This window comes from Spirosoma daeguense (genome assembly GCF_054776875.1).
In genome coordinates, this window is sequence record NZ_BAAHBF010000004.1 from 385532 (window position 1) to 409620 (window position 24089).

Annotated in this window: 20 protein-coding genes and 1 riboswitch; of the genes, 11 read left to right on the forward strand and 9 right to left on the reverse strand. The window is 44.5% G+C overall.

Features of this window, described 5'->3' with window-relative positions:
• Positions 1 to 249: 249 nt before the first annotated feature.
• The 3 genes from ACYVD4_RS14535 (at position 250) to ACYVD4_RS14545 (ending at position 2254) form a co-directional block, all read left to right on the forward strand.
• Positions 250 to 555, forward strand: a complete 306-nt coding sequence (locus ACYVD4_RS14535) for a (2Fe-2S) ferredoxin domain-containing protein (RefSeq protein ID WP_460946823.1) — start codon at positions 250 to 252, stop codon at positions 553 to 555.
• Positions 556 to 629: 74 nt separating this feature from the next.
• Positions 630 to 1322 (forward strand): YjjG family noncanonical pyrimidine nucleotidase, encoded by a 693-nt coding sequence (locus ACYVD4_RS14540; protein ID WP_460946825.1) that lies wholly within the window; start codon positions 630 to 632, stop codon positions 1320 to 1322.
• A gap of 152 nt (positions 1323 to 1474) precedes the next feature.
• On the forward strand, positions 1475 to 2254 hold the full coding sequence (locus ACYVD4_RS14545; protein WP_460946827.1) for a 3-hydroxyacyl-CoA dehydrogenase: 780 nt from the start codon (positions 1475 to 1477) through the stop codon (positions 2252 to 2254).
• Between the two features lie 360 nt (positions 2255 to 2614).
• Here ACYVD4_RS14545 and ACYVD4_RS14550 read toward each other — a convergent pair whose 3' ends face one another.
• A complete protein-coding gene (locus tag ACYVD4_RS14550; protein WP_460946829.1) occupies positions 2615 to 3535 on the reverse strand; it encodes an FKBP-type peptidyl-prolyl cis-trans isomerase in 921 nt (306 codons plus the stop codon).
• A 79-nt stretch (positions 3536 to 3614) separates the two neighbouring features.
• On the reverse strand, positions 3615 to 4571 hold the full coding sequence (locus tag ACYVD4_RS14555; RefSeq protein ID WP_460946831.1) for a fasciclin domain-containing protein: 957 nt from the start codon (positions 4569 to 4571) through the stop codon (positions 3615 to 3617).
• A gap of 303 nt (positions 4572 to 4874) precedes the next feature.
• Between ACYVD4_RS14555 and ACYVD4_RS14560 the strand changes: the two genes are divergently transcribed.
• The 5 genes from ACYVD4_RS14560 (at position 4875) to ACYVD4_RS14580 (ending at position 10478) form a co-directional block, all read left to right on the forward strand.
• The gene (locus ACYVD4_RS14560) at positions 4875 to 5612 is read left to right on the forward strand and encodes an isoprenyl transferase (protein ID WP_460946833.1); all 738 of its coding nucleotides are present in this window, start codon (positions 4875 to 4877) and stop codon (positions 5610 to 5612) included.
• Positions 5613 to 5710: 98 nt separating this feature from the next.
• Entirely contained in the window at positions 5711 to 8305 is a 2595-nt protein-coding gene (bamA, locus tag ACYVD4_RS14565; RefSeq protein ID WP_460946835.1) for an outer membrane protein assembly factor BamA, read from the forward strand.
• A 107-nt stretch (positions 8306 to 8412) separates the two neighbouring features.
• The gene (locus ACYVD4_RS14570) at positions 8413 to 8985 is read left to right on the forward strand and encodes an OmpH/Skp family outer membrane protein (protein WP_460946837.1); all 573 of its coding nucleotides are present in this window, start codon (positions 8413 to 8415) and stop codon (positions 8983 to 8985) included.
• Positions 8986 to 9004: 19 nt separating this feature from the next.
• Positions 9005 to 9667, forward strand: coding sequence for an OmpH/Skp family outer membrane protein (locus tag ACYVD4_RS14575; RefSeq protein ID WP_460946839.1), 663 nt, complete (start codon positions 9005 to 9007; stop codon positions 9665 to 9667).
• A 259-nt stretch (positions 9668 to 9926) separates the two neighbouring features.
• Entirely contained in the window at positions 9927 to 10478 is a 552-nt protein-coding gene (locus ACYVD4_RS14580) for a fasciclin domain-containing protein (protein ID WP_460946841.1), read from the forward strand.
• 81 nt (positions 10479 to 10559) lie between these two features.
• On the opposite strand, the gene metH is transcribed toward ACYVD4_RS14580, so the two are convergent.
• The 5 genes from metH to ACYVD4_RS14605 form a co-directional block, all read right to left on the reverse strand.
• A complete protein-coding gene (gene metH / locus ACYVD4_RS14585; RefSeq protein ID WP_460946843.1) occupies positions 10560 to 14345 on the reverse strand; it encodes a methionine synthase in 3786 nt (1261 codons plus the stop codon).
• Positions 14346 to 14449: 104 nt separating this feature from the next.
• Positions 14450 to 14617: riboswitch (SAM riboswitch) on the reverse strand.
• Between the two features lie 72 nt (positions 14618 to 14689).
• The gene (locus ACYVD4_RS14590; protein ID WP_460946845.1) at positions 14690 to 15052 is read right to left on the reverse strand and encodes an SxtJ family membrane protein; all 363 of its coding nucleotides are present in this window, start codon (positions 15050 to 15052) and stop codon (positions 14690 to 14692) included.
• Positions 15053 to 15055: 3 nt separating this feature from the next.
• Positions 15056 to 15205 (reverse strand): DUF5989 family protein, encoded by a 150-nt coding sequence (locus tag ACYVD4_RS14595; protein ID WP_190886645.1) that lies wholly within the window; start codon positions 15203 to 15205, stop codon positions 15056 to 15058.
• A gap of 20 nt (positions 15206 to 15225) precedes the next feature.
• The gene (locus tag ACYVD4_RS14600; protein ID WP_460946847.1) at positions 15226 to 16383 is read right to left on the reverse strand and encodes an SGNH/GDSL hydrolase family protein; all 1158 of its coding nucleotides are present in this window, start codon (positions 16381 to 16383) and stop codon (positions 15226 to 15228) included.
• A 28-nt stretch (positions 16384 to 16411) separates the two neighbouring features.
• Positions 16412 to 18274, reverse strand: a complete 1863-nt coding sequence (locus ACYVD4_RS14605; protein WP_460946849.1) for a carbamoyltransferase family protein — start codon at positions 18272 to 18274, stop codon at positions 16412 to 16414.
• Positions 18275 to 18449: 175 nt separating this feature from the next.
• Here ACYVD4_RS14605 and ACYVD4_RS14610 point away from each other — a divergent pair, with 175 nt between their 5' ends.
• Positions 18450 to 19328 (forward strand): Ppx/GppA phosphatase family protein, encoded by an 879-nt coding sequence (locus ACYVD4_RS14610; RefSeq protein ID WP_460946851.1) that lies wholly within the window; start codon positions 18450 to 18452, stop codon positions 19326 to 19328.
• Between the two features lie 81 nt (positions 19329 to 19409).
• On the opposite strand, the gene ACYVD4_RS14615 is transcribed toward ACYVD4_RS14610, so the two are convergent.
• The gene (locus ACYVD4_RS14615) at positions 19410 to 20231 is read right to left on the reverse strand and encodes a hypothetical protein (protein WP_460946853.1); all 822 of its coding nucleotides are present in this window, start codon (positions 20229 to 20231) and stop codon (positions 19410 to 19412) included.
• 170 nt (positions 20232 to 20401) lie between these two features.
• Between ACYVD4_RS14615 and ACYVD4_RS14620 the strand changes: the two genes are divergently transcribed.
• Positions 20402 to 21337, forward strand: coding sequence for a GNAT family N-acetyltransferase (locus ACYVD4_RS14620; protein ID WP_460946855.1), 936 nt, complete (start codon positions 20402 to 20404; stop codon positions 21335 to 21337).
• 103 nt (positions 21338 to 21440) lie between these two features.
• Positions 21441 to 22331: a hypothetical protein gene (locus ACYVD4_RS14625; protein WP_460946857.1), complete on the forward strand. Its 891-nt coding sequence runs from the start codon at positions 21441 to 21443 to the stop codon at positions 22329 to 22331.
• A gap of 36 nt (positions 22332 to 22367) precedes the next feature.
• Here the strand turns inward: ACYVD4_RS14625 and ACYVD4_RS14630 are convergent, their stop codons facing one another.
• Complete coding sequence (locus ACYVD4_RS14630; RefSeq protein ID WP_460946859.1) at positions 22368 to 24071, reverse strand: ELWxxDGT repeat protein; 1704 nt, start codon at positions 24069 to 24071, stop codon at positions 22368 to 22370.
• Positions 24072 to 24089 lie beyond the last annotated feature (18 nt).

Here is a 24089-nt window from a genome sequence, read left to right on the forward strand (position 1 = left end):
ATTTACATACATATAAAGTAAAAATAGAAATGCCAACATACTTCTTTACTGTGGTGTTTTTGCCACTTTTTGTGGGGAGTTAAACACATATTCCACACATTTCTACTACACACGGATATTCATTTTCATATACAATTAGCAACCATTTCCCTAAGTCGATACACTTCAATCAATCAGAGCAATATTTAACCATAAACTAAAGAATGGGCTCAGGTTCGTTGCGTATCTTTATGGTTTTTATACTATCCTATGAAATACAAAAAGCACGTTTTTATCTGTAACAACACAAAGCCTGCACCCAAAAAATCGTGTGGTGAAGCGCATGGTAACGAACTGGTCGATGCTTTTAAAGCAGCTCTCGCTGAACGAGGTTTGCTGAAAGAAATGCGGGCCCAGCGTACAGGCTGCCTCGACGCCTGTGCTTTTGGCCCAACACTCGTTGTTTATCCAGAAGGTACGTATTACGGCAACGTACAACTGTCCGACGTCAACGAAATCGTTGATAGCCACCTTATTAACGACCAACCTGTAGAACGATTAAAATTGCCGTTTTAAAGTTATAGGGTTGTATAGTTATAAGATTATAGAGTTTAAATCTTATAACTATACAACCATACAACTCACTATTTATGAAATACCGTCATCTTTTCTTTGATCTGGATCACACGCTTTGGGATTTCGATAGAAACTCGGCCGAATGTCTGAACGAACTATTCGATACGTTCCATCTGGCCGATCTGGGGATTGCCTCAGCAGATATATTTAGCCAGCATTTTATTAACATAAATAAGAAGTTGTGGGCCGATTACGACAAAAATATCATTGAGCACGCTTATATCAGACAACATCGTTTTCCTCTAGTATTTCAGGCACTTGGTATCGACGAATCGACCTTAAAGGCCGATTTGAACGCTGAGTACCTAAAACTTTTACCGTATAAACCGCACTTGCTGGAGTCGGCCCGTGAGATCCTGGATTATCTGAAAGATCGCTACATAATGCATATCATTACCAATGGTTTTGCTGAAATTCAGGCTATTAAGATGGACAGCTCCGAAATTGCACATTACTTTACCCACGTAATTACCAGCGAAAAAGCTAATGCTAAAAAGCCAGACCCAATGGTGTTTCAATATGCTATGGAAATTAGTGGAACAAACGCATCGGAAAGCATCATGATTGGTGATAATTACGAGGCTGATATTCTCGGGGCAAAAAGCGTGGGATTAGATACCGTTTTTTATAACCCACAAGGTCAGCATTTCGACGATAACGCTACGTACGATATTCGGCATTGGAACGAACTTAAGGCGATTTTATAACTTGATTATGTAAATCATGTACTGAAACGTCAGTAGCCGATTCCGCTCAGAACGAGCAAATGGCTAACTAATCGTTTTAGTTTTTCTCAAGCTTTCAGGTTAATATTAACGGCTAACCAGAACGTAGAAACCTCAACAACAAACAACTTCCTATGCAACTAAAAAATGCAACGGCCATTGTTACCGGAGGAGCTTCCGGGCTGGGCGAAGCAACAACCCGACTTCTGGCAACTAACGGTGCTAACGTAGTGATTCTGGATTTAAACGCTGAGCGCGGCAATGCGCTGGCCGAAGAATTAGGCAGCACGGTACGTTTTCACCACACGAACGTAACAGATGAAATCAACGTACAGGAGGCTATTAACGTAGCTGTTGAAACATTCGGTAGTTTGCATATCAACGTCAACTGTGCAGGAGTTGCTGAAGCTCGCAAAACGGTTGGCAAAGTTGATGGCGTTTATGGTGCCCATTCATTAGCCGTTTTCCAGAAAGTGGTTGCTATTAACCTGATCGGTACGTTTAACGTAATTCGGCTGGCCGCGCTGGCAATGGAACGTAACGAACCTAATGAAGAAGGAGAACGGGGAATAATCATCAACACAGCATCAGTAGCGGCTTACGATGGCCAAATTGGTCAGGCTGCTTATTCAGCTTCAAAAGGTGGCATCGTCGGTATGACCTTACCCATCGCCCGGGATCTTTCCCGCTCAGGTATTCGCGTAATGACTATAGCACCGGGGCTTTTTGAAACTCCTTTACTAGCTGGCTTACCCGAAGAAGCCCGTTTATCGCTGGGCCAACAGGTACCATTTCCTTCCCGTCTTGGCCGCCCATCGGAATATGCGCAATTAGCGAAAAGTATTATAGAAAATCCGATGCTGAATGGTGAAGTTATCCGGCTGGATGGAGCTATCCGTATGGCTCCCAAATGAGCTTTTACTACGTTATTTTTCAAAACGTAATATTCAGACGAGCAAACAAAAAACGTCCGTTCATACCGAATTGAGACGTATTACGAGAATATACAAACTGGTTTACGTTCGAAAAATCGACCGTTTTGGGCGTAGTGGCTTATCCATTCACTACAATGGCACTAAGCATACCATCACCTTCTACGTTAACTATCCTGGAGTTGAAACAGACATTACGGAGGAAAAAATCAAATTTGTTTATGATCTGACTTTTATCCCGATTCATTATCTGGTAAAGTGCTTCAACTACTATGTGAAGTATAAAAAAAGCGATCTACATATAAATGCAGATCGCTATAGTACTCAGCCTAAAATAATGTCTTATTGAGCAGAAACTACTTCTAAATCAAATGCAATAGGCGAATATGGCGGAATGACATACGTACCATTCTGAGCAGCGCCATTAGCTCCATAACCAAGTGTCGAGGGAAATATAACGGTTGCTTTTTCACCAACTTTTAGCTTCGATAAGCCCTCTTCAAAACCAGGTACATATTTATTTACACCTACCGTTTTGGTATCGGTACCTGTTCCTCCGGCAAATCCAGTGGTAGCGCGCAATAGCTTACCGGCAAACTTGATTGTTAATGTCTTACCAGCCGTTGGAGTTTCTCCCGTTGCGTTCGTTACTGTCTTGATAATTCGAACGCCATTGGTAGTTAATTCGGTGACCGTTAGCTTATTGGCAGCAATATAATCATCAATCTGCTGATTTTCCGTCCGCACACGATTCAGTTTTATGTCGACCCGAATAGATGAGTTGGCAGGAATATCACCAGTGGCTGCGCTACCATAAGCCAGAATAGATGGAATCAGCAGAACGGCCTGTTCTCCTTCCTTCATTCGTCTGATACCCTCTTCAAAACCGGGCAGCAACGCATTCGGAAAAAGTGCGAAATAGGCAGGCGTATTAAATTTGGTGGTATCGATCAGTTTTTCGGTCACCACCGCCGTATTGCTCGTGCTCCGTGTCAATACGTACATCCGGTAATTGAAATCTACTTCCTGCCCATCTGTAGGCGTTACCGTTGACGTACTGGGCTTTGAGGTAACGTAGTACATTCCTGAGCTTGTCAATGTACCCGACAATCCTTTACTAACTCTATAGTTTTCAATATCTACCTGATTTGCGGCAAATATCGCAGAGGTATCCAGACCTGGATCAACACTTTGTTGGCAGGAAACCAGTCCACCGAGCAGCAGTGCAATGAGGACGGTTATAGCAATATGGAGTTTATGCATGAAAATAAATTAATGAACTACTAAATACTACGCTAATAGACACTCCTTCGTGGCAAAGCGTTGGAATCAGTCATAAATTTTACGGTAGCAAAACCTGATCAATAACATGAATGACCCCATTGGCCGTTACTAAATCCGAACTTCTGACAACAGCAAAACCTGTATTTTTATTCCCTCTCAGCGCAATCTGATTCGACGTAACGGTAGCGGTTACCTTGTTTCCGCTCAGCATGGTATTATAACTTGTCGACTGGAACTGATTTGAAAACAATACACCAGACAATACATGATATAATAACGTATTGGTTAATGTTTGCAGATTTGCTGAGTTGATCGCTGCTACGTCCCGATAGCCGGCTGCCTGAAAAGCCGCATCGTTTGGTGCCAGTATCGTTACAGCACTGCTTGTTGAGGTATTGTTTATAATACCGGCAACAGTCGTGTTACTTGTACTGATCCGTTTCAAAGCTGCTGTAAGCAAGGTCAGACTTGAATTTCCCTGGATAGTTGCCAGCAGACTACCCGCCGAAGGGTTCAGTACTTTATCAATCACATGCACCGTACCGTTTGCCACCGAAATATCGGCTTGTGTTATTTGCGCCTGATTGATGTAGATGGTACCGTTATTGTTTTTGTTGAGAAACGCTACGCCCTTGTTAGCCGTTTCAACAGAATTAAGGCCCGACGGAATGGCAGATGTTGAAACAGGTGAATACAATACGTGATACAGTACTAATGCCTTCACCTGCTCTTTGGGTAATGCTTTGATAACTGCTTCACTAGCAATACCTGATGCCTGCACAGCAGCGTCATTTGGGGCAAACAAAGTTAGGTTAGTTGCTTTGAGTGCATCGGCAAGGCCTGCGTGAGCAATAGCCGCCCGAATTAGACTGAACTGACTATTTTCCTGAATATAGTCGGTAATCGTTTTTGGTGCCGCTACGGCATCGTCGGCCTTTTTACAGCTTACCCCTACCATCATCAGCAACAGAAATCCAACAAATTGCTTCAGAAACATTGGAAAAGAAGTAGTCATACCCAGTATTTAATAAAAGGTGATGTTTATAACAGTGAAACGTATGAGGTCGGGCCGTGGTATCTGTATACAAAGATACGCATAGTTCATTAGTTAGAACGGTTACGCCAAACAGAAAGGTCGTTGTCGTTAGTTTTCAGACCCTACCAAAAAAGTAGGAGCAAAGAAAGGCAATCAAAAAAGTCGAACTCAGATTAACAACCTATCTTTAACGTAGCGTTAAATAGAATACACAGGTATTCATAGGAATTAGGTAGATTTGTAGTCTTGATTCTTAAATTACGTTAAAACTCCCCTACTGGGATGAAGGAACACATTGACCCGAGCAATCTGCCTCAGCATATAGCCGTTATCATGGATGGAAACGGACGCTGGGCCAAAAAGCAGGGAGCCGCCCGGGTATTTGGCCATCACAACGCGATTAAAGCGGTACGTGAAGTAACAGAAGGCTGTGCAGAATTAGGTGTAAAATTCCTGACGCTCTATGCCTTTTCCACCGAAAACTGGAACCGTCCGAAGTTTGAAGTAGATGCCCTGATGACCTTGCTGGTGCATACCATTCGGGGCGAAATCAAAACATTGATGGACAATAATGTACGGTTAGCCACAATTGGAAACACACAAACCTTACCTGGTGATTGTCAGCGTGAACTAGCAGAAGCTATTCGCGAAACAGCCCAAAACACGGGGCTAACGCTGGTTCTGGCGCTTAGTTATAGTGGTCGTTGGGAAATTCTGGAAGCAACTCGCCAATTGGTTGCGGCTGCGCAGTCAGGACAAATCACTCCCGATCAAATCAACGAAAGCCTTTTTGCGGAGCATCTGACAACCAAAGGTATACCCGACCCCGAGCTGATGATTCGGACTAGCGGTGAGATGCGTATCAGCAACTTTATGCTCTGGCAACTGGCCTATTCCGAGCTGTACATGCCCGAAGTACTGTGGCCCGATTTCCGGAAAAAACATTTACACGAAGCCATTCTCAATTACCAGCAACGGGAACGTCGGTTTGGCAAAACCAGCGAACAATTAGTGAAGTAAGGGAGCAAGCCGTTAAAGTAGGAAATAAATCGTGAAGCAAACAACCTTCCTGTCTTTAATTGGGTCTTGACAATCAATAATATAACACGTACCACAACTTGGAACACCGTATAAAAATCATACTCAGTGCCTTATTATTACTGGGCAGTTGGTTACCCGCTCAGGTTCAGGCGCAAGTACGCGTTGGCGTTGCCCGACCGACCACCGAAACTCAGCTTAGCAGTGACGATCTGCTGAATTACGCCAACCCTAAAGAATACGAAATTACGGGCCTGACCGTAACGGGAACCCGTTACCTTGACCCGAACTCACTGGTTTCGCTGGCAGGTCTGAAAGTAGGCGATAAAATTCGGATTCCCGGAGAAGGCGTTGGTTCAGCAGTACGGAAACTCATGGAATCAGGACTTCTTGATAACGTCGAAATGTTTGCCACTGATGCCAGTGACGGTAAAGTTTCTCTGATGTTCCGCGTTCAGGAACGCCCCCGACTCTATCGGGTTAATTTCATGGGCGTCAAAAAAGGTGAACAAGATCAGTTGAAAGATAAGGTAAAACTGAATCTTGGTAAAATTGTAACGAACACCATCACCAAAAATACTCAGATGGCTGTTCGGAAATTCTTCGTCGATAAGGGCTATCTGAATACTAAAGTTAAGATAACCACGATTCCGGATAGTGCCCGGAATAACGCAACAATGCGTGTGTTGGTCGATAAAGGGCAGAAAGTCAAAATTGCCAAAATTAATTTCGAAGGCATCGACGAGGTTGAAGAGTCGGCCGTTCGGATGAAAATGAAAGGTACGAAAGAAATGCGTTTCGGTCGGTTATTTACACCCTCGAAATTCATTCCTAAAAAGTATGAAGAAGATAAGCAGAAACTGATAGAGTATTATAACAAGCTGGGCTATCGGGATGCTACCATAGAAGAAGATACAGTTATAAATAATGGAGGTAACACGATCAGCATCAACATGAAGCTGAACGAAGGCAGTAAATATTATTACCGCAACGTAACGTTCTCCGGCAATTATCTTTATACAGCCGACCGTCTGCGCGAAGTACTTGGCGTTGCCAAAGGCGATGTGTATAACCCCGAAGATTTAGAGAAGAAGCTGAATGGTAATCCCGGTCAGGATTTAAGTTCGCTTTATATGGACGACGGCTATCTGTATTACAACGCTCAGCCAATTGAAAAGTCGATTGATGGCGATTCTATTGATCTGGAAATTCGTGTTTTCGAAGGAAAACAAGCTACCATTAACCGCGTGATCCTCAATGGCAACTCAAAAACCAGCGACCACGTAGTGATGCGTACAATTCGGACGCTTCCCGGCCAGAAGTTCTCAAAAACGAACCTGATCCGGACACAGCGTGAATTAGCAACGCTTGGTTATTTTGACCCCGAAAAAATCGGTATCAACCCTGTTCCGCAAAACGACGGTACGGTAGATATTGAGTATAGTGTTGAAGAAAAACCATCTGATCAGATTGAGCTATCAGGCGGTTGGGGCGGTTACGTAGGCTTCGTTGGTACGTTAGGTCTTACGTTCAATAACTTCTCGGCACGTAACATTCCGAACTTCGGCGCATGGCGGCCATTACCAGCCGGTGATGGGCAACGCGTACAGTTACGTTTCCAGGCCAACGGTTCTCAGTATCAGGTTTATTCGCTGTCGTTCACCGAACCTTGGCTAGGTGGTCGTAAGCCCAATGCACTATCGGTAAGTGCCAGCCATACGGTTTATCGTACGTTCTATGATCCGCTGAATCCGTATAGTATCTACCAAAGTCTGAAAGGTCGTACACCAACAGGTTCGTATACCAATACAGCCATAACAATTGGTTTAGGTCGTCAGTTGAAAGTACCCGATGATTACTTCTCGCTCAGTCATTCGCTGTCTTATCAGCGTTATGACCTGAACAATCTTGACTTGTTCTACATTGGTTATCGGAACGGTATTTCGAACAACATTACGTTCAACACTACGCTGTCTCGTAACAGTATCGACAATCCACAATTCCCACGTAACGGTTCATCGTTTACGTTAAGCGGATCGTTTACGCCACCTTATTCGGCGTTTAAAACAACGACTGAAGCCACTACGCCTGAGAATAAATATAAGTTTGTAGAATACCACAAATGGATGTTCGATGCGAGCTGGTTCCAGACGGTATTTGGCAAACTGGTGCTTAATACGCGTGCTCACTTAGGCTTCCTCGGCAGCTATAACAGCCGAACTGAAATCGGTCCTTTCGAACGGTTTGTATTGGGTGGATCAGGTTTAGCAGGTCAAGGACAATTTGCACTAGCTCAGGACATTATCGGTCTTCGTGGTTATGACGACCGTAGTGTTTATACGGCAGATTATAACCGAGCTGTAGATGCGCAGGCACGTAGTCAGGGAGGGGTTGTTTACAACAAATTTGTGGCAGAACTACGTTATCCTGTTTCTCTGAATCCATCGGCTACCATTTTCGTACTGGGCTTTCTGGAAGCGGGTAATAACTGGGGAAGTTATAAACAATATAACCCGTTCGATCTGAAGCGGTCTGTTGGTTTTGGTGCCCGTATTTTCATGCCAGCGTTTGGTCTAATTGGTATCGACTATGGGTATGGATTCGACAAAATCCCGGGTGTGAAAGAGCAGGCAGCGGGCCAGTTCCACTTCACAATTGGTCAACAATTCAGATAAGATTTCAGACTGGCAAACGTTTTGTAAGAAGGAAATCTATACATACTCTAGGGTTGATTAGGATTCCTGAAAATCAATTACTTCCCGTAAAATTTAAACGGTCAGTCATGAAAAGAGCCTTGTTTTTTGTACTTTTGTGTTCTGTTTGGCTCGGGTCAAAGGCTCAGGCACAAAAGTTCGGTTATATTGATAGCGAGTACATCTTAGGCAAGATGCCCGAATATCAGAAAGCCCTGACGGAAATTGACAAATTTGCCGACAAGTGGTCGAAAGACATTCAGGATAAATATGTCGAAATTGAGAAACTGCAAAAGGCTTATCAGGCAGAAGAAATTCTGCTAACCGAAGATATGAAACGCGACCGGCAACGCATCATTAGTGATAAAGAGCGGGAAGCCCGGGAGTATAACAACAAAGTATTTGGCTATCAAGGACTTCTTTATGACAAAAAGAAGGAATTGATGAAAGCTCCACTAGAATTAATCAATCGGGCTCTCGAGAAAATATGTGCTCAGAAAAAACTGGATTTCATTTTCGATAAAGCCTCTGATTTTGTGATGCTTTATACCAATCCAAGGCACGATTATTCAGACTATGTGATGGAAGAACTTGGGCTAGATACTAAACCAACAGCAACCAATACCAATCCAACAAACAAATCAACCACAAAACCGAAGTAATACAAACAACTAATTTGAAATGAAGAAAAATCTTGTCATAGCGTTTGCAGCAGCCCTGCTGATGGGTGGTTTAAACGCACAGGCACAAGCGCCCGCTGCAACACCAACTACGACCACAGCAGGCCCTCTGAAGTTAGGCTATACGAACATTGACTACGTATTGGCCCAGACGCCTGAAGCAAAAGATATTCAGAATCAATTGACTATTCAGCGGACGCAATCAGAAAACGAACTGAAGCGGATGCAAAAAGAACTTCAGGATAAATACGAAGCCTACGAAAAAGGTGCCGCTCAGATGTCGGATGTCATTCGTAAAGATCGTGAAACCGAATTGCAAGGATTAAATGGTCGCATTCAGGAGTTCGGTCGTACGGCTGAGCAATCGTTGCAAGCTAAATATCAGCAGTTGGTGAATCCAGTTGTTCAGAAAATTCAGAAAGCTATTGATGCCGTTGCCAAAGAAGCTGGTTATCAGTATGTTTTCAACCTTGACGCTGGCGCGAATACCATCCCCATTTTGTTGGTAGCTCCAGAAGAAAATAACATCACTGAATTGGTGTTGAAGAAATTAGGTATTGATCCGGCTAAAGCTGCTGCTGCCGCTGCTGCAAAACCTGCTACAACAGGTGGTAGTGCTCCAGCCACGACGAAGCCAGCTACTACTACTGCACCTAAGAAATAAGGAAACCTAGTAGCCGTTACGTATTAAAGTCCCTTCTGGATAAGAAGGGACTTTTTTTATGCTCACCAATACAAGGCACCCTTTCTAAACGGGGCCGTTACATAACTAGATACACTATAAAAGCCTAACTATCAGATATTTAAAAAATAGTTTAAACTAATTTAAATCCAAAAGTCACCGTTACCGCGTAAGTCTTCACGTTGATCGACACAAAGTAAAGCATACAATACACATTCAAACAACGTCAAAAACAACGACAATGAAGACGCTCAAATTCACATTTGCATTACTCAGCTTATTAGCTATCGGTCAGGTTTCATTTGCTCAGGAAAAAACCGTGATGGTTGGCGGTGCGCCAATGTATCCATCAAAAAATATTGTTGAGAACGCGGTTAATTCGAAAGATCACACTACGTTGGTAGCAGCTGTTAAAGCGGCTGGTCTTGTTGAAACACTTTCTGGCCCCGGCCCTTTCACGGTGTTTGCTCCGACTAACAAAGCTTTTGAAAAACTGCCTAAAGGTACTGTTGAAACGCTGGTTAAGCCCGAAAACAAACAAACGCTAACCGGTATACTAACGTATCACGTAGTATCTGGTCGGATGAGTGCAGAAGACCTGATGAAAGCTATTAAAGATGGTGGCGGCAAAGCTACGTTGACAACTGTAGCAGGTGGTACGTTAACAGCCATGCAGAAAGGCAAAAAAATCGAATTGACTGATGCCAAGGGAGGTATGTCAACCGTTACGATTCCCGATGTGTTTCAGTCGAACGGCGTTATTCACGTGATTGATACGGTACTAATGCCATAAACTAATCACCACCTCTCCATAAAGTAAAACACCCCGCAGAAGCTTCTGCGGGGTGTTTTACTTTATAAACTATTTTTTCACTTACGCGTCATAACTCAACACAGGCGACAGCCAACGCTCGATCTCTTCAACCGGCATATCTTTTCGCTGGGCATAATCATATACCTGATCTTTGTTGATTTTGCCAACGGCAAAATACTTCGACTCAGGATGTGAGAAGTAAAATCCACTTACTGACGAAGCTGGATACATAGCGTAACTCTCGGTAAGTTCGATGCCGATTTTGTTTGCATCAAGCAGATTAAACAACGTACCTTTTTCAGTATGGTCGGGACAAGCCGGATAACCTGGGGCCGGACGAATACCTTGATATTCTTCCTTAATAAGCTGTTCGTTCGTAAACGTTTCACTCGTTACGTATGGCCAGAATTCAGTACGTACCCGCTCGTGCATCCGTTCGGCAAAAGCTTCGGCCAAACGGTCGGCTATGGCTTTTACCATGATGCTGTTATAATCGTCGTGGTCGCGCTCATATTTTTCCAGCAATGCTTCAATACCGATACCCGCCGTTACTGCAAACCCACCGATATAATCTTCACGACCACTTTCAAGTGGAGCGATGAAATCTGAAAGGCAGAAATTCGGTAATCCCGGTGCTTTCTGATTTTGTTGACGGAGAAAATGCAAGACCGATTTGGTGTCGTAAATTAACTCGCCCACTGCACTAACCGACGACTGCGACTGGGCGCGACTGATTTTGTATTCGATATGCCGATGCGAGCCGTGACGTTCGCAGGGAATGTCCCGAACCTGTTCTTCAAAATCGTGTAGCAATACATCGTCGTCGGCTGAGTTAGCGGGAAAGAAACCAACCACAGCTTTGGCTTTTAATAGCTTACCATCGATGATTTCCTGCAAGAGTTTGTTTGCATCATCGAATAATTGTTGGGCTTCTTTACCTACCGTAGCATCGTTGAAAATGGCGGGGTATTTCCCGTGCAACTGCCAGGTCTGGAAAAAAGGAGTCCAGTCAATATAGCTTGCCAACTCGGCAATATCGTAATCTTCAAAGTATCGGTTTCCGAGGAAAGTTGGTTTCGTTGGCACAAACTCCTGCCAGTTTATTGGTGCACGATTTTCACGAGCCTTATCAATAGTCAAACTCGCTTTTTCCTGCCGACGACGTGCGTGGTCATCACGAAGTTTGCTATACTCAGCTTTGATATTGGTAAAAATAGTGTCTCTCGTTGCCTGTTCCTCGCTAGTTAAACGTCCGGCAACAGGTACACTTCGGCTCGCATCCAATACGTGAACAACCGGCCCTTCATAGTGCGGATCAATCTTCACCGCTGTGTGCATCCGCGACGTAGTAGCTCCACCTATTAACAAAGGTGTTGTAAATCCCTGACGTTGCATCTCCTTCGCTACGCCAACCATTTCGTCGAGTGAGGGAGTAATCAGGCCACTCAGACCGATTATGTCTACGTTATGTTCGCGGGCAGCGTCCAGAATTTTCTGCGTTGGCACCATAACTCCCAGATCAATGATCTCGTAGTTATTACAACCAAGTACAACACCTACAATATTTTTCCCGATATCGTGAACATCACCTTTAACGGTAGCCAGCAGTATTTTCCCGGCAGAAGAAGAACCTGTTCCCGATTTTTCTGCCTCAATAAACGGGGTAAGATAGGCTACGGCTTTTTTCATTACCCGCGCTGATTTTACCACCTGTGGCAAAAACATTTTACCCTCGCCAAACAGGTCGCCTACTACGTTCATGCCATCCATAAGAGGGCCCTCAATAACGTGCAGTGGCCGTTCGACCTGCGTACGGATTTCCTCTACGTCCTGATCGATATAATCGGTGATACCTTTTACAAGCGCATGTTTTAGTCGTTCACGAACAGGTTCATTACGCCAGCTTTCGTCCTGAACAACGGCTTTGCCTTTGGCTTTTACTGTTTCAGCGAAATCAACCAAGCGTTCAGTGCTATCAGGCCGACGATTTAGCAGTACGTCTTCGCAACGCTCCAGTAATTCTTTCGGTATGTTGTCGTACACTTCTAACTGTCCCGCATTCACAATACCCATGTCCATACCGGCACGAATGGCGTGATACAGGAATGCAGAGTGCATCGCTTCACGTACTACGTCGTTCCCACGGAAACTGAACGAAATGTTGGAAACGCCCCCGCTTACTTTCGCTAATGGTAGATTTTCTTTAATCCAGCGCGTAGCATTGATAAAGTCGACAGCGTAATTATTATGCTCTTCAATACCAGTGGCTACAGTCAGAATATTCGGATCGAAAATGATGTCTTGTGGCGCAAAACCTACTTTATCGACCAGAATCCGGTACGCTCGTTCACAAATTTCGATACGTCGCTCGTAGGAATCTGCCTGGCCGGTTTCATCAAATGCCATTACAACAGCGGCAGCACCATATCGTCTAACTAAGTTTGCCCGCTCGATAAATGCTTCTTCGCCCTCTTTCAGTGAGATTGAGTTGACAATAGCCTTACCCTGCACGCATTTCAGTCCTGCTTCAATAACTTCCCACTTCGACGAGTCGACCATGATAGGAACACGGGCAATATCGGGTTCAGAGGCAATCAGATTCAGGAACGTAGTCATTGCTTCGACCGAATCGAGCATCCCTTCGTCCATGTTAACATCGATTACTTGTGCTCCGCCTTCTACCTGCCCTCTGGCAATGCTCAATGCTTCGTCGTAATTTCCTTCCTTAATAAGCCGGGCAAACTTTTTCGAACCCGTTACGTTCGTCCGTTCACCAACGTTCAGAAAATTAGTCTGTTCTGTAACTTTCAGGGGTTCAAGTCCGCTGAGTTTCTGGTATGGCTCGGCCGGAGGTAATTGCCGGGGTGCGTATCTAGCCGCCACTTGAGCAATAGCCTGAATGTGATCAGGAGTCGATCCGCAACAACCGCCAACTATATTTACAAAGCCATCCCGGATAAATCCTTCAATCTGAGCCGCCATCATCTCTGGCGTTTCATCATATTCACCAAATTCATTAGGCAAACCCGCATTTGGATAAGCTGACGTAAAGAATGGCGCTTCTTTGGCAAGTGTCTGAATATAAGGCCGCATTGGTTCGGCTCCCAGGGCGCAGTTAAGCCCTACGCTTAACAGAGGCAGGTGCGAAACAGAGTATAGAAAAGCTTCCGTTGTTTGTCCAGACAGGGTTCTACCACTCGCATCAGTGATTGTGCCCGAAATCATAACGGGCAATGGCGTCAGTTGTGGGTTGAGATTGAAATACTTATCGATAGCGAACATAGCCGCTTTGGCATTGAGCGTATCGAAAATAGTTTCTACCAGCAGTAAATCAGCTCCACCGTCAACTAAACCACTCACTTGCTCATAATACGCATCAACGAGTTCATCGAACGTAACAGCCCGATAAGCCGGGTTATTAACATCTGGCGAAAGCGAAGCTGTACGGTTGGTAGGGCCCATTGCTCCAGCTACAAACCGTGGTTTATCAGGATTTGCGCGGGTAAACTCATTCGTAATTTCTTTGGCAATGCGGGCCGATTCGAAGTTAAGTTCATAAGCAAGTTCCTCCATTCGGTAATCGGCCATGGCAATGGTTGTGCCACTGAAGGTATTTGTCTCAATAATATCCGAACCGGCTTCCAGATACTGGCGGTGAATTTCCTGAATTACTTCCGGTTTCGTGATGGAAAGCAAATCATTGTTTCCTTTCAGGTCATGTGACCAATCACGGAAGCGCTCCCCTCGATAATCGGCTTCAGTCAGATCATACCGTTGAATCATGGAACCCATCGCCCCATCAAGGACGAGGATACGTTCGCTAAGAAGTTCGTGTATAGTTTTCAATGGCAATTACGTCGTACGATTGTTAGTACGTCTAACAATCAATATCCTTAAAAAAGTCCAAATTAGACCGAAGCTTAGCAGCAAAAGACAGATAGCGAGTGTTCAACTTATCTGTCCCGGCGATGTTTGCCGGGAGGAAATTGGCACCAATTTTCAACAAGTTGCTACGTAGCGTTGGGGTAGTTAGCTGGTTATTAGCTTCTTGCTACGTTCTTATTAAACGGTTGCCAAGACATCATTGGGTCCATTCCCTCCGTCTTTCGGGATAAGCTTTTGCAAAAATAAATAAAAAAAGGGCACGTCAACAAGTGATGTGCCCTTCATAAAGTCAAATTGGTAATGTACTACCAGCTTTGTTCCAAGTCTTCTTTGGTATACAGATGATTTCGGTCATTATAGAACGAGGCATCCTGTGTACGTTTGATAGCCAGTGGATTCTTGCTCGACATGCGATACAGTAACGCTATCGGAAACAAAAACACGTAGAACATCACCGATAGAATTATTTTACCGTTGATGTTTCCGAGAATTTCGGCCAGCTTAAACCAGGCTTTAACAATCAAATCGCCAACGGCCGGAATTGCTAAACTCAGCACACCAACGGCTCCGGCAGCATAAAGCCACCAAGGCGATTTGAATATGAAATACAAAACGACCAAGCCCGTTACGATAACCAACTGGGCTTTTACTTTTTCAGTTACATCCATCCTCTAGAATAACGTATAAATGAAAGGCGCAACGGCTGAACCGCCACCAATAACAATCAAAACACCAATAAGTAACAGTAAAATAATCATTGGTGCTAACCACCATTTTTTGCGTTGTTGCAGAAATTTGAAGATATCCTGTAAGAATTCCATGACAATATATGTGTGTGTGTTTATTTATTTGGTACTGGTTGTTCGTGTGGAAGACCCGTATTTGTTTCCATCAGTTGGAAAAGAGCCTCACCAACGCGCTGATTAACTATCGCGCTAGCATGCCCATCGTTCCGGCCAACCACACGGTCGTTTGGTTCGATGTTTCCAACCAGATTTCCTACTTCTAACACAGGGACGTTATTTTGTTTAAAAAAGTCAACTACAGGCTTAACGTACTCTTTTGTCTTCTCTAAATTATGTGAAAATGGAAATAAAACCACATAAAGTTGAGCATTATTCTGTTTTGCGTAAGTTATAAATTGATTAAGGTCGCTCAAATGGTCATTTATAATGGCTGGTGTACCATACGCTTTACGCGCATACACATCGAAAGGCGAGAAATTACCATGTGGAAACTGCCAGTATAAGTAGTTCAACAGATACGACTTAATAAACAACGATTGAAACGCCCGTGGTACATCGGAATAAGGCCGGAAAGCATCAGGAACCAAACCATGATCACGCGCCACCTTTTCGATATCATTCGGAAAATACTGTAAAACCAGTACGTCAGGTTTCACCCCAAACTTGGTTAGTCTCGCAAATTCGTCGCGCGTATCAGAGCCAGATATACCCAGATTGTACGTAACGTATTGCTTTGTTCCCAACTTCTCGGCCACTACGTTGCCGTAACGTTCTTCTGCCCGTTTCAGGCCGTGCCCTGCCGTGAACGAATCCCCAACAATGAGCACTTTTTTCTTACCAACCGTATCTGTTTTCACGTCGTCCCGATAGTCGCCAGTCATTGGCGGCCAATAACGCTCGAACCAGATTTTAGAAGCGAGTGTAATACCGCCTTCCTGACTTTGCGACACAAACATGAAGCCGATTTCAATGAAAACCAGCAACACAATCAGAGGAATCAGTAACGTAGCAACATTACTGACCAGTTTAGGCAATCTGGTATTTTTAATGATGCCATAGTAAAATACACGTAGCGTTTCTACTAATAGCAACAGAAGCATCGCTGCTTTTGCCAGCCGAACATAAATGTTATCGAACAACCCTTTGTGTGGGAAGTCGAACGTAACCCCAAAATGGTCGCCATAGAACAGAATAAAGGCCAGAAAGCCCAGCAGTACTAATCGGACCGCACTAGAAACAAGTTTTGAACCCATTAAAATTGATTCGTTGACTTAACAACGATTAGTCTAACACAAATTCTTCTTTCCAGTTGTCGGTATCCTGCCATTCGGGCTGCTTATGCTTGTCGAAGAGGAAGTTTCCAACAACCAGATAATCCATTTCCGTACGCATGAAGCAACGGTAAGCATCATCGGGCGTCGACACAATCGGTTCACCCCGTACGTTGAAACTGGTATTTACGATTACGCCATAGCCCGTGAGGTCTTTAAAGGCACTAATCAGATCGTAGTAACGAGGATTGGTGTCTTTGTGAACTGTCTGAATACGAGCGGAATAATCGATGTGCGTAATTGACGGCAAATCAGATCGCTGGTAATACAGTTTCTCACGTAATGGAAAACTCGCATAATCGGCAGGTACGGGCGTACGACGACTTTGGGCAACCGGATGCACCAGCAACATATACGGAGAAATACCATTGTAATCGAAGTACTCGGCGCAATCTTCGGCCAATACCGAAGGAGCAAATGGGCGGAACGACTCCCGATATTTGATTTTTAGATTGAGCTTTTTCTGCATTTCTGCATTCCGAGGGTCGCCCAGAATGCTACGTCCACCTAGAGCACGCGGACCAAATTCCATCCGTCCCTGAACCCAACCTACTACGTTACCTTCGGCTAATAAACGGGCTGATTCCTTAGCCAATTCCTCAAAGTTGTCGTAATGTGTGGCTACACCTTTATACTTGAGCGCCATCAACTCAACATCAAGATCGGAGAAGGTTGGCCCCAGATAGGAACCCCGCATAGCATCGCGCTCCTTCGTCACTTCCCGCTCTTTTCCGAAATAAATATGATACGCTGCCAGCGCAGCACCCAGTGCTCCACCCGCATCACCAGCCGCTGGTTGAATGAAAATATCTTTGAACAGGTTAGCTGCCTGAAGTTTTCCGTTCGATACACAGTTCAAGGCCACACCACCCGCCAGTACCAGATTATCGGCATTGGTCAGACGTTTGGCTTCGCGTGCCATGTTCAGCACAACCTCTTCGGTCAGGTATTGAATTGCCAGACCAAGATTGCAATGATGAGCTTGCAATTCATCTTCCGGCTGACGTTTCGGGAAACCAAATAACTCAGCCCATTTGGTTTCGTTTACCATTTTAAGGCCGGTAGCATAATCAAAATATTCCTGATTCAGCCAGACAGAACCATCTGGACGAAGATCAGCCAGTTTTTCTTTGATTAATTCCATATAGCGCTTCACATCGGGCGATGTTGGATCACCATAGGGCGCTAATCCCATCAGTTTATATTCACCTGAGTTAACCCGGAAACCAAGGAAATACGTAAAGGCAGAATAAAGCAACCCAAGTGAGTGCGGAAAACGCAGTTCTTTCAGGATAGAGATATTTTTACCTTCACCGAGGCAAATCGACGCGGTAGCCCATTCGCCAACGCCATCAATCGTCAGAATAGCCGCCCGTTCGAAAGGAGATGGATAAAACGCACTGGCTCCGTGCGAAAGATGGTGTTCGGGAAACAACAATTTCACTTTGCTGGCCTTTTTGTAGCCTATTTTTTCCAGCTCTTCCCGAATGAGCCGCTTCAGAAATAATTTTTCTTTCAGCCAAACGGGAATCGACATCAGGAAAGATCGAAGGCCTTGCGGAGCAAACGCATAATAGGTTTCCAGAAGCCGTTCAAATTTAAGCAGAGGCTTGTCGTAGAAGACAATCGCATCTAACTTATTAAGATCTGCACCGCTATACTGAAGACAGTATTTAATGGCTTGAGCGGGGAAACCAGGGTCGTGTTTTTTACGAGTAAATCGCTCTTCCTGAGCGGCTGCAATAATTTTTCCATCCTCAATCAGCGCAGCCGCTGAGTCGTGATAGAAAGCAGAAATGCCTAATATGGTCATTGAACGAAGGGTACGTATTAAACGGGCACAAAAATAACGGAATTTCTAGCAAACAGACATTTATCGTTCGCTTGACTTACTTAGCGGCTTAATGATAATGTTAGGGTAATGAAGCCTACAGTCTTAAAAAGCCTAACTTTGCTTTATTATAATCGATAATTTTATTTTTAATAGCGTGAAACTGGCAGCTATCGATATCGGATCAAACGCAGCCCGGCTACAAATCTCGACAATCTTACATAACGACAATTCGGTTAGCTTTAAACGAGTCGAATATGTACGATTTCCGCTTCGGCTGGGTCACGATGTGTTTAACTTCGGCGCACTTACTCCTGAAAGTGAGCTACGTACCACTAAACTCATGCAGGCCTACAAACTACTGATGGAACTGCATGAAGTAGAAGATTATATGGCTTGTGCTACGTCGGCCATGCGTGAATCCGAAAATGGGCATGAAGTAGCCAAACGTATTGAAGCATCAACCGGCATCAAAATTCATATTATCGACGGACGAAAAGAAGCCGAATTAATTAATAACGTAGTGGTTCAGGCTTTAGATGACCGTCAATACCTTCATATTGACGTAGGTGGCGGCAGTACCGAATTGAATTTTTACCGAAATCGAGAAAAAATCAATTCAAAATCGTTCAAAATCGGTTCGGTACGTCTGCTCGAAGGAAAGGAAAACAAAGGTGCCTGGCGAAAAATTGAAGACTGGGTCGAAGAAAATATTGACACGTCTCAGGAAATTACTGCCGTAGGCACGGGTGGCAACATCAGTAAATTATTCAATCTGGCGTCTAAAATCTCAGAGCTTGAAACCACCCGCGATGAAATCGAACGAATTCGCAACTACATTTCAGGATTCAGTCAGGAAGATCGTATCAATAAGCTTCGCCTGAACGCCGACCGGGCCGATGTGATCGTACCAGCCGCCGACATTTATATTTCGGTGATGAAATGGGCCGGAGCAGATCGAATCATTGTTCCTGATCTGGGTCTGAAAGATGGGATTATGCAATTAGTTTATAATCATCTTGGTAAGAAAAAGTAGTTTCTTACCAAGATGATTATAAGTAAAAAGCCGTCAGGAATTAATTTTTGACGGCTTTTTATATTTCACTAAGTTACGTAGCTATTCGGCTCGCTGAATAGCTATGGGTATGCATTTAGCAGGTGGGCAATCGCAATTTCGATTCAATACCGTAGCATAGCGATCTACGTAGCAGCCTTGTGCATTATAAATTCGTACGCTATAAACGACTGCAGTACCCGTACGACTTAATCCACTTACAATAATACCATTGGCCGGAATTGCCTGTCCTAGCCCCGTAAACGTACCATTGCTCGATACTTCATACGTATCGGTTGGCGCATAGCCGCTCAGTGATAGTTCACCGTCAGCCTGCGATACTGTTCCAAAGCACGTTGCTTCTTTAACCACTACGTTTGCCACCGAATTTGGCCTGACCGTAACCGTAATCAATGCCCAGGGAGCACAGTTGGTATCAGATGGCATCGGCTTCACGCAGGCATATACGTAGTACACACGATCGGTGGTGCCACTCTGCGCCGGAAAACTGATGTTGTATTGGGTAGCTTTTCCATTTATGGGAACGAATTCTCCCAAATGAACCCCACCGTGACCCTTATACGGATTGGTATACATCGTATCGAAACGCACAAACTCAACACGATCAGGCAGGACAATGCTTGTATTTACTTCCAGACTGTCGACAACCTGCCCGGTGCAAATCGTCAGTGAAGTCATGGCCGTGTTCGTAATTGTTGGGCAAATCGTTTGGGCACGTAGTGGCGACAAATCAGCGAGACAGCATATAGTCAGAAAAACAGCAAAATAGATCGGCTTAAGCCGGGAGAAAAAAAGTTGTTCAGGACGAAAAATATTCCGGCACAGACTTTGCAAGGAATAAGATACCGTAGCAGTATGCTCCATACAATTCATTGACTAGTAAACAGTTAGATTGGGTTTTCATGAATTTATGGGCTGGCGGTATAATCCGGTTATAAAGATAATTAATTCCTCGTATTTCTTAATTGATCGCTACTTCCAGTACATGAATCCGTCTTTACATATGAAATAGGGATTATATGGTGACTTATACGATGCTTTTACAGCAGAAACCACAACTGGCCGATATACCGCAGTTTTGCCAATCGGGTTTCTTCTTCAACGAGCTTTCTCATCTGCAACAGCAACAGGACGGGCAATTTCATTTGCTGACAGCCCTGAACCAGACTACCCATAAGGCCGAAGCCCGTTGTGCGTTTTTTATCCGCGCCGATGAAGCCGTTAGCCCTTGTGCAGCACCGTTTGGCTCGATCGAGTTTGCAGAAACATTGCCTGATACCGTTCTGGACGATTTTCTGGACACGCTCACGGAGTCGGTACGTTCCACAGCGATCAATACGTTGCGGGTTGTCAATTATCCAAACTGTTACGCGCCACGACAGGCCCGTCGTCTGAATCTGAAACTACGGCGGCATGGCTTCCGCATCGTTGAATCGAATCCTAATTTCTTTATACCAGTCAGCCAATCGTCGTTTGAGCAAATCATTGAACCCGAACAACGTAGAAGGCTCAATAAATGCCGAAAAGCTGATTTTAAATGTCAGTATATAGAAAATCCATCTATTCTGGAAATCGTTGATTTTCTAAAAGAAACCCGGCAACAACAAGGTTATCGGCTCACCTTAAGTCCTGAACGTCTGACAGAGTTGTTACAAAATTTCCCGCAGCATTTTCTGGTATTTACAATTACGGATGGCGCTACGTTGGCAGCATTAACCGTTGCTGTTCGCGTACGACACGACATTCTGTATAATTTCATGCCAGCCTCACACCCCAACTACAGCACATTTAGCCCCATGGTGATGCTTACCGATGGTCTATACACGTACTGTCAGCAACAGGAAATTCGCTTACTTGATCTGGGCGTTTCGCTCGATAGTAATCATTGCCCTAAACCCAGTCTGATGCGTTTCAAACGAAATTTGGGTGCTCAGGAATCGCCCAAGATTATTTTCGAAAAACAGTTTTAGCCCCTTATTACGTAGCGAATGGTTGGGTCTGTCCGGATAAACTATTGCAAAAAACCTTTCAGGATTAGCTAATTTTGCACGTATTTCTTCCAATACGTATCGAATGCTCGAAAAGGTTTTTAACAGGATTTCCGGTTTTTTTTCCAATCTGCTGGCGTCATTCCTTTCATTAGCGAAAGTGTTATTACGTTCACGCTGGGGTGTTCAGTTGCCCGCTCCTCAAAAAAAGCGATGCTCGGTACTGGGCAATGGGCCATCCTTGAACGATTCATTGACGAATCACATGGATTTTCTGCTGGAAACCGAATTGATTTGCGTCAACGGATTTGCTACGTCCGAGTATTTTGAGAAACTACGCCCTGCCAATTACATTATTGTCGATCCAAATGCGTTTACGTTTAATACCGCTACGTCAGGTCGTCAGGATCTGCATGATCTCCTAAAAGCTCTTATCGAAAAAGTGGACTGGCCAATGCGTTTTTTTCTGCCCAACGTAGCAAAAGGCTCTTATTTCGTTCAGACGCTCGAAGCGGGCAATTCCAGCATCGAACTGGTTTATATTAACACTACTGTTGTTCAGGGATTTAGCTGGTTCCGAAACTGGCTATATACTACAAATCTGGGCATGATTCAGCCGCAGACGGTTATAGTGGCCGCTCTGTTTCTGATGATCAATCGGAAATTCGATGAAATTTTTCTGTTTGGAGCCGATACGTCCTGGCATGAGCAAATTCGTATTAGCGACACCAATCAACTGGAAATCAAGCAAATTCACTTCTACGACAAATCGAAAGACGTAGCACATCTGCCCGTTTACAGCGACGCGCAACGTACCAAAACGTTCTCGATGGCGAGTCAGTTTCTGTCGTTACACAAGGTTTTCCGGGGCTATGAACTCCTTCGCGACTACGCCAATTACCGGAACGTTCGGGTACTGAATGCCAGCGCCAAAAGCTATATTGATGCGCTCGAACGAGTCGTCATAAAACCATAGCAAACACAATCGGAACGTAGTACGTACTACGTTGAATCAATTCTTCAGCAAGACTCGCACGGTTGCACTTTGCTCACCAGCAACTGCACGTAACAATACCATTTCTGTTTGCTTGTCATTGAGCTTGAACACCTGTCGCTGAATCTGTGGAGTGGGTTCAAGTTGACGAGTTTCAAGAATATGTCCCTGCATATCAGTCAGATGAAGGCTTACGGGTTGTCCGTTGGGTTCATTAATTTCAACAGTCAGCGATTCGCGAACCGGATTTTCGAGCACACGTAGCTGTAAACCAGTTGTGATTTCGTCTACCCCTTCGCGCCCAGAATTAACGGGGCAGTACGTGCAGGGTACGTATTTATAAAGCTCGTATCCAGTCGACGCATTGCCCAACGCGCCAAAAAAGACGCGCGACCCAACTCCGACAAACCGTATCGATGCCACCAAAGAGCCATCACTGGGATTAATATTTTTAAGTAATCGGGTTCCTTCGGTTGTCCCATCCGACCGCCAGGGCTCGCCATTGCCACAGAAAAACAAGTTGCCATTAACTTCGCTTAGAAACCCAATCCAAACTTCTTTCACAACAACAGTATTCGCCGACGTACCATCAGTTTTCCAGAGACAGGTTTGATTACTGGCATTTTTTGCCCCGAAAAAGACGTTCGAACCAAACGTCTTCAGGTTATAAACGGCATCTTCACCATTCGGATTCGTATTTTTCACCCGCACTGTTCCCGACTCTGTACCGTTCGATTTCCAGATTTCCATCGGCGATCCATCGCCCGGGGTTCGTACGCTAAAAAATAACGTGTTATTCAATACCGCTGGGGTGTCACCATAGATTTCGGTTCCATTGCCAAATGATTTGACAAGGCTTGTTCCAGCCGTGGTACCCGTTGATTTATAAAGTAGCGACAGGTATGAATTCGGATTTTCGTAATAGCCGTAACTGTAATAAAGCTGCCCGCCAGCTACACCTAACAAATCTGGATACAATGTTTGAATGCCGTACGGAGTTGTATTTACTGAAATCGAATACACCAGCGATGTGCCATTTGACGTACCGTCCGATTTCCACAATCCCCATTTTACCCCCAAAGGCGTATTGTCCAGAGCGGCAAAGTACAGGTAGTTTCCCATCACCATGAGTTTATTATAGGTGTTAGCCTGTCCACTTTCGGTTCCATTCAGATTTTTCACGAGCACCGTTCCCGCCGACGTACCATCTGTCCGCCAAAGTTCCCTGCCATTCGTCCCGTCATCTGCCGTAAAATAGAGTATATTATTCATCACAACTAACGCCTTTGGATCGGCATCGCCCGAGGGGTTGATGTTTTTCACGAGTACTGTTCCCGCCGACGTACCATCCGATTTCCACAACTCACGCCCATTGGTTGTATTTGTGGCCGAGAAAAACAGCGTACCGTTATAATTGATTAAACTTTGGGGCGATGCGTTACCCGTGAGATTAATATTTTTTACCAGTTGCGTGCCCGATTCCGAACCATCTGACTTCCAGAGTTCATGGCCACTCAGACCATTATCGGCGGTGAAGTACAACGTACCATTCATTTCGATTAAATTGTTTGGCGAGCTAAAATCTGTCCCCGGATTTATATCTTTTACCAAGTCGATATAAAACGATGTTGGCACCTGATTCACCGTCCCTATTTGCGCCCAGACTATATGCTGCGTTACAAATAGGACAATTAGCAGCGAAAGAAGACTATGTTTTTTCATTGAGCAGTGTGTCTGATT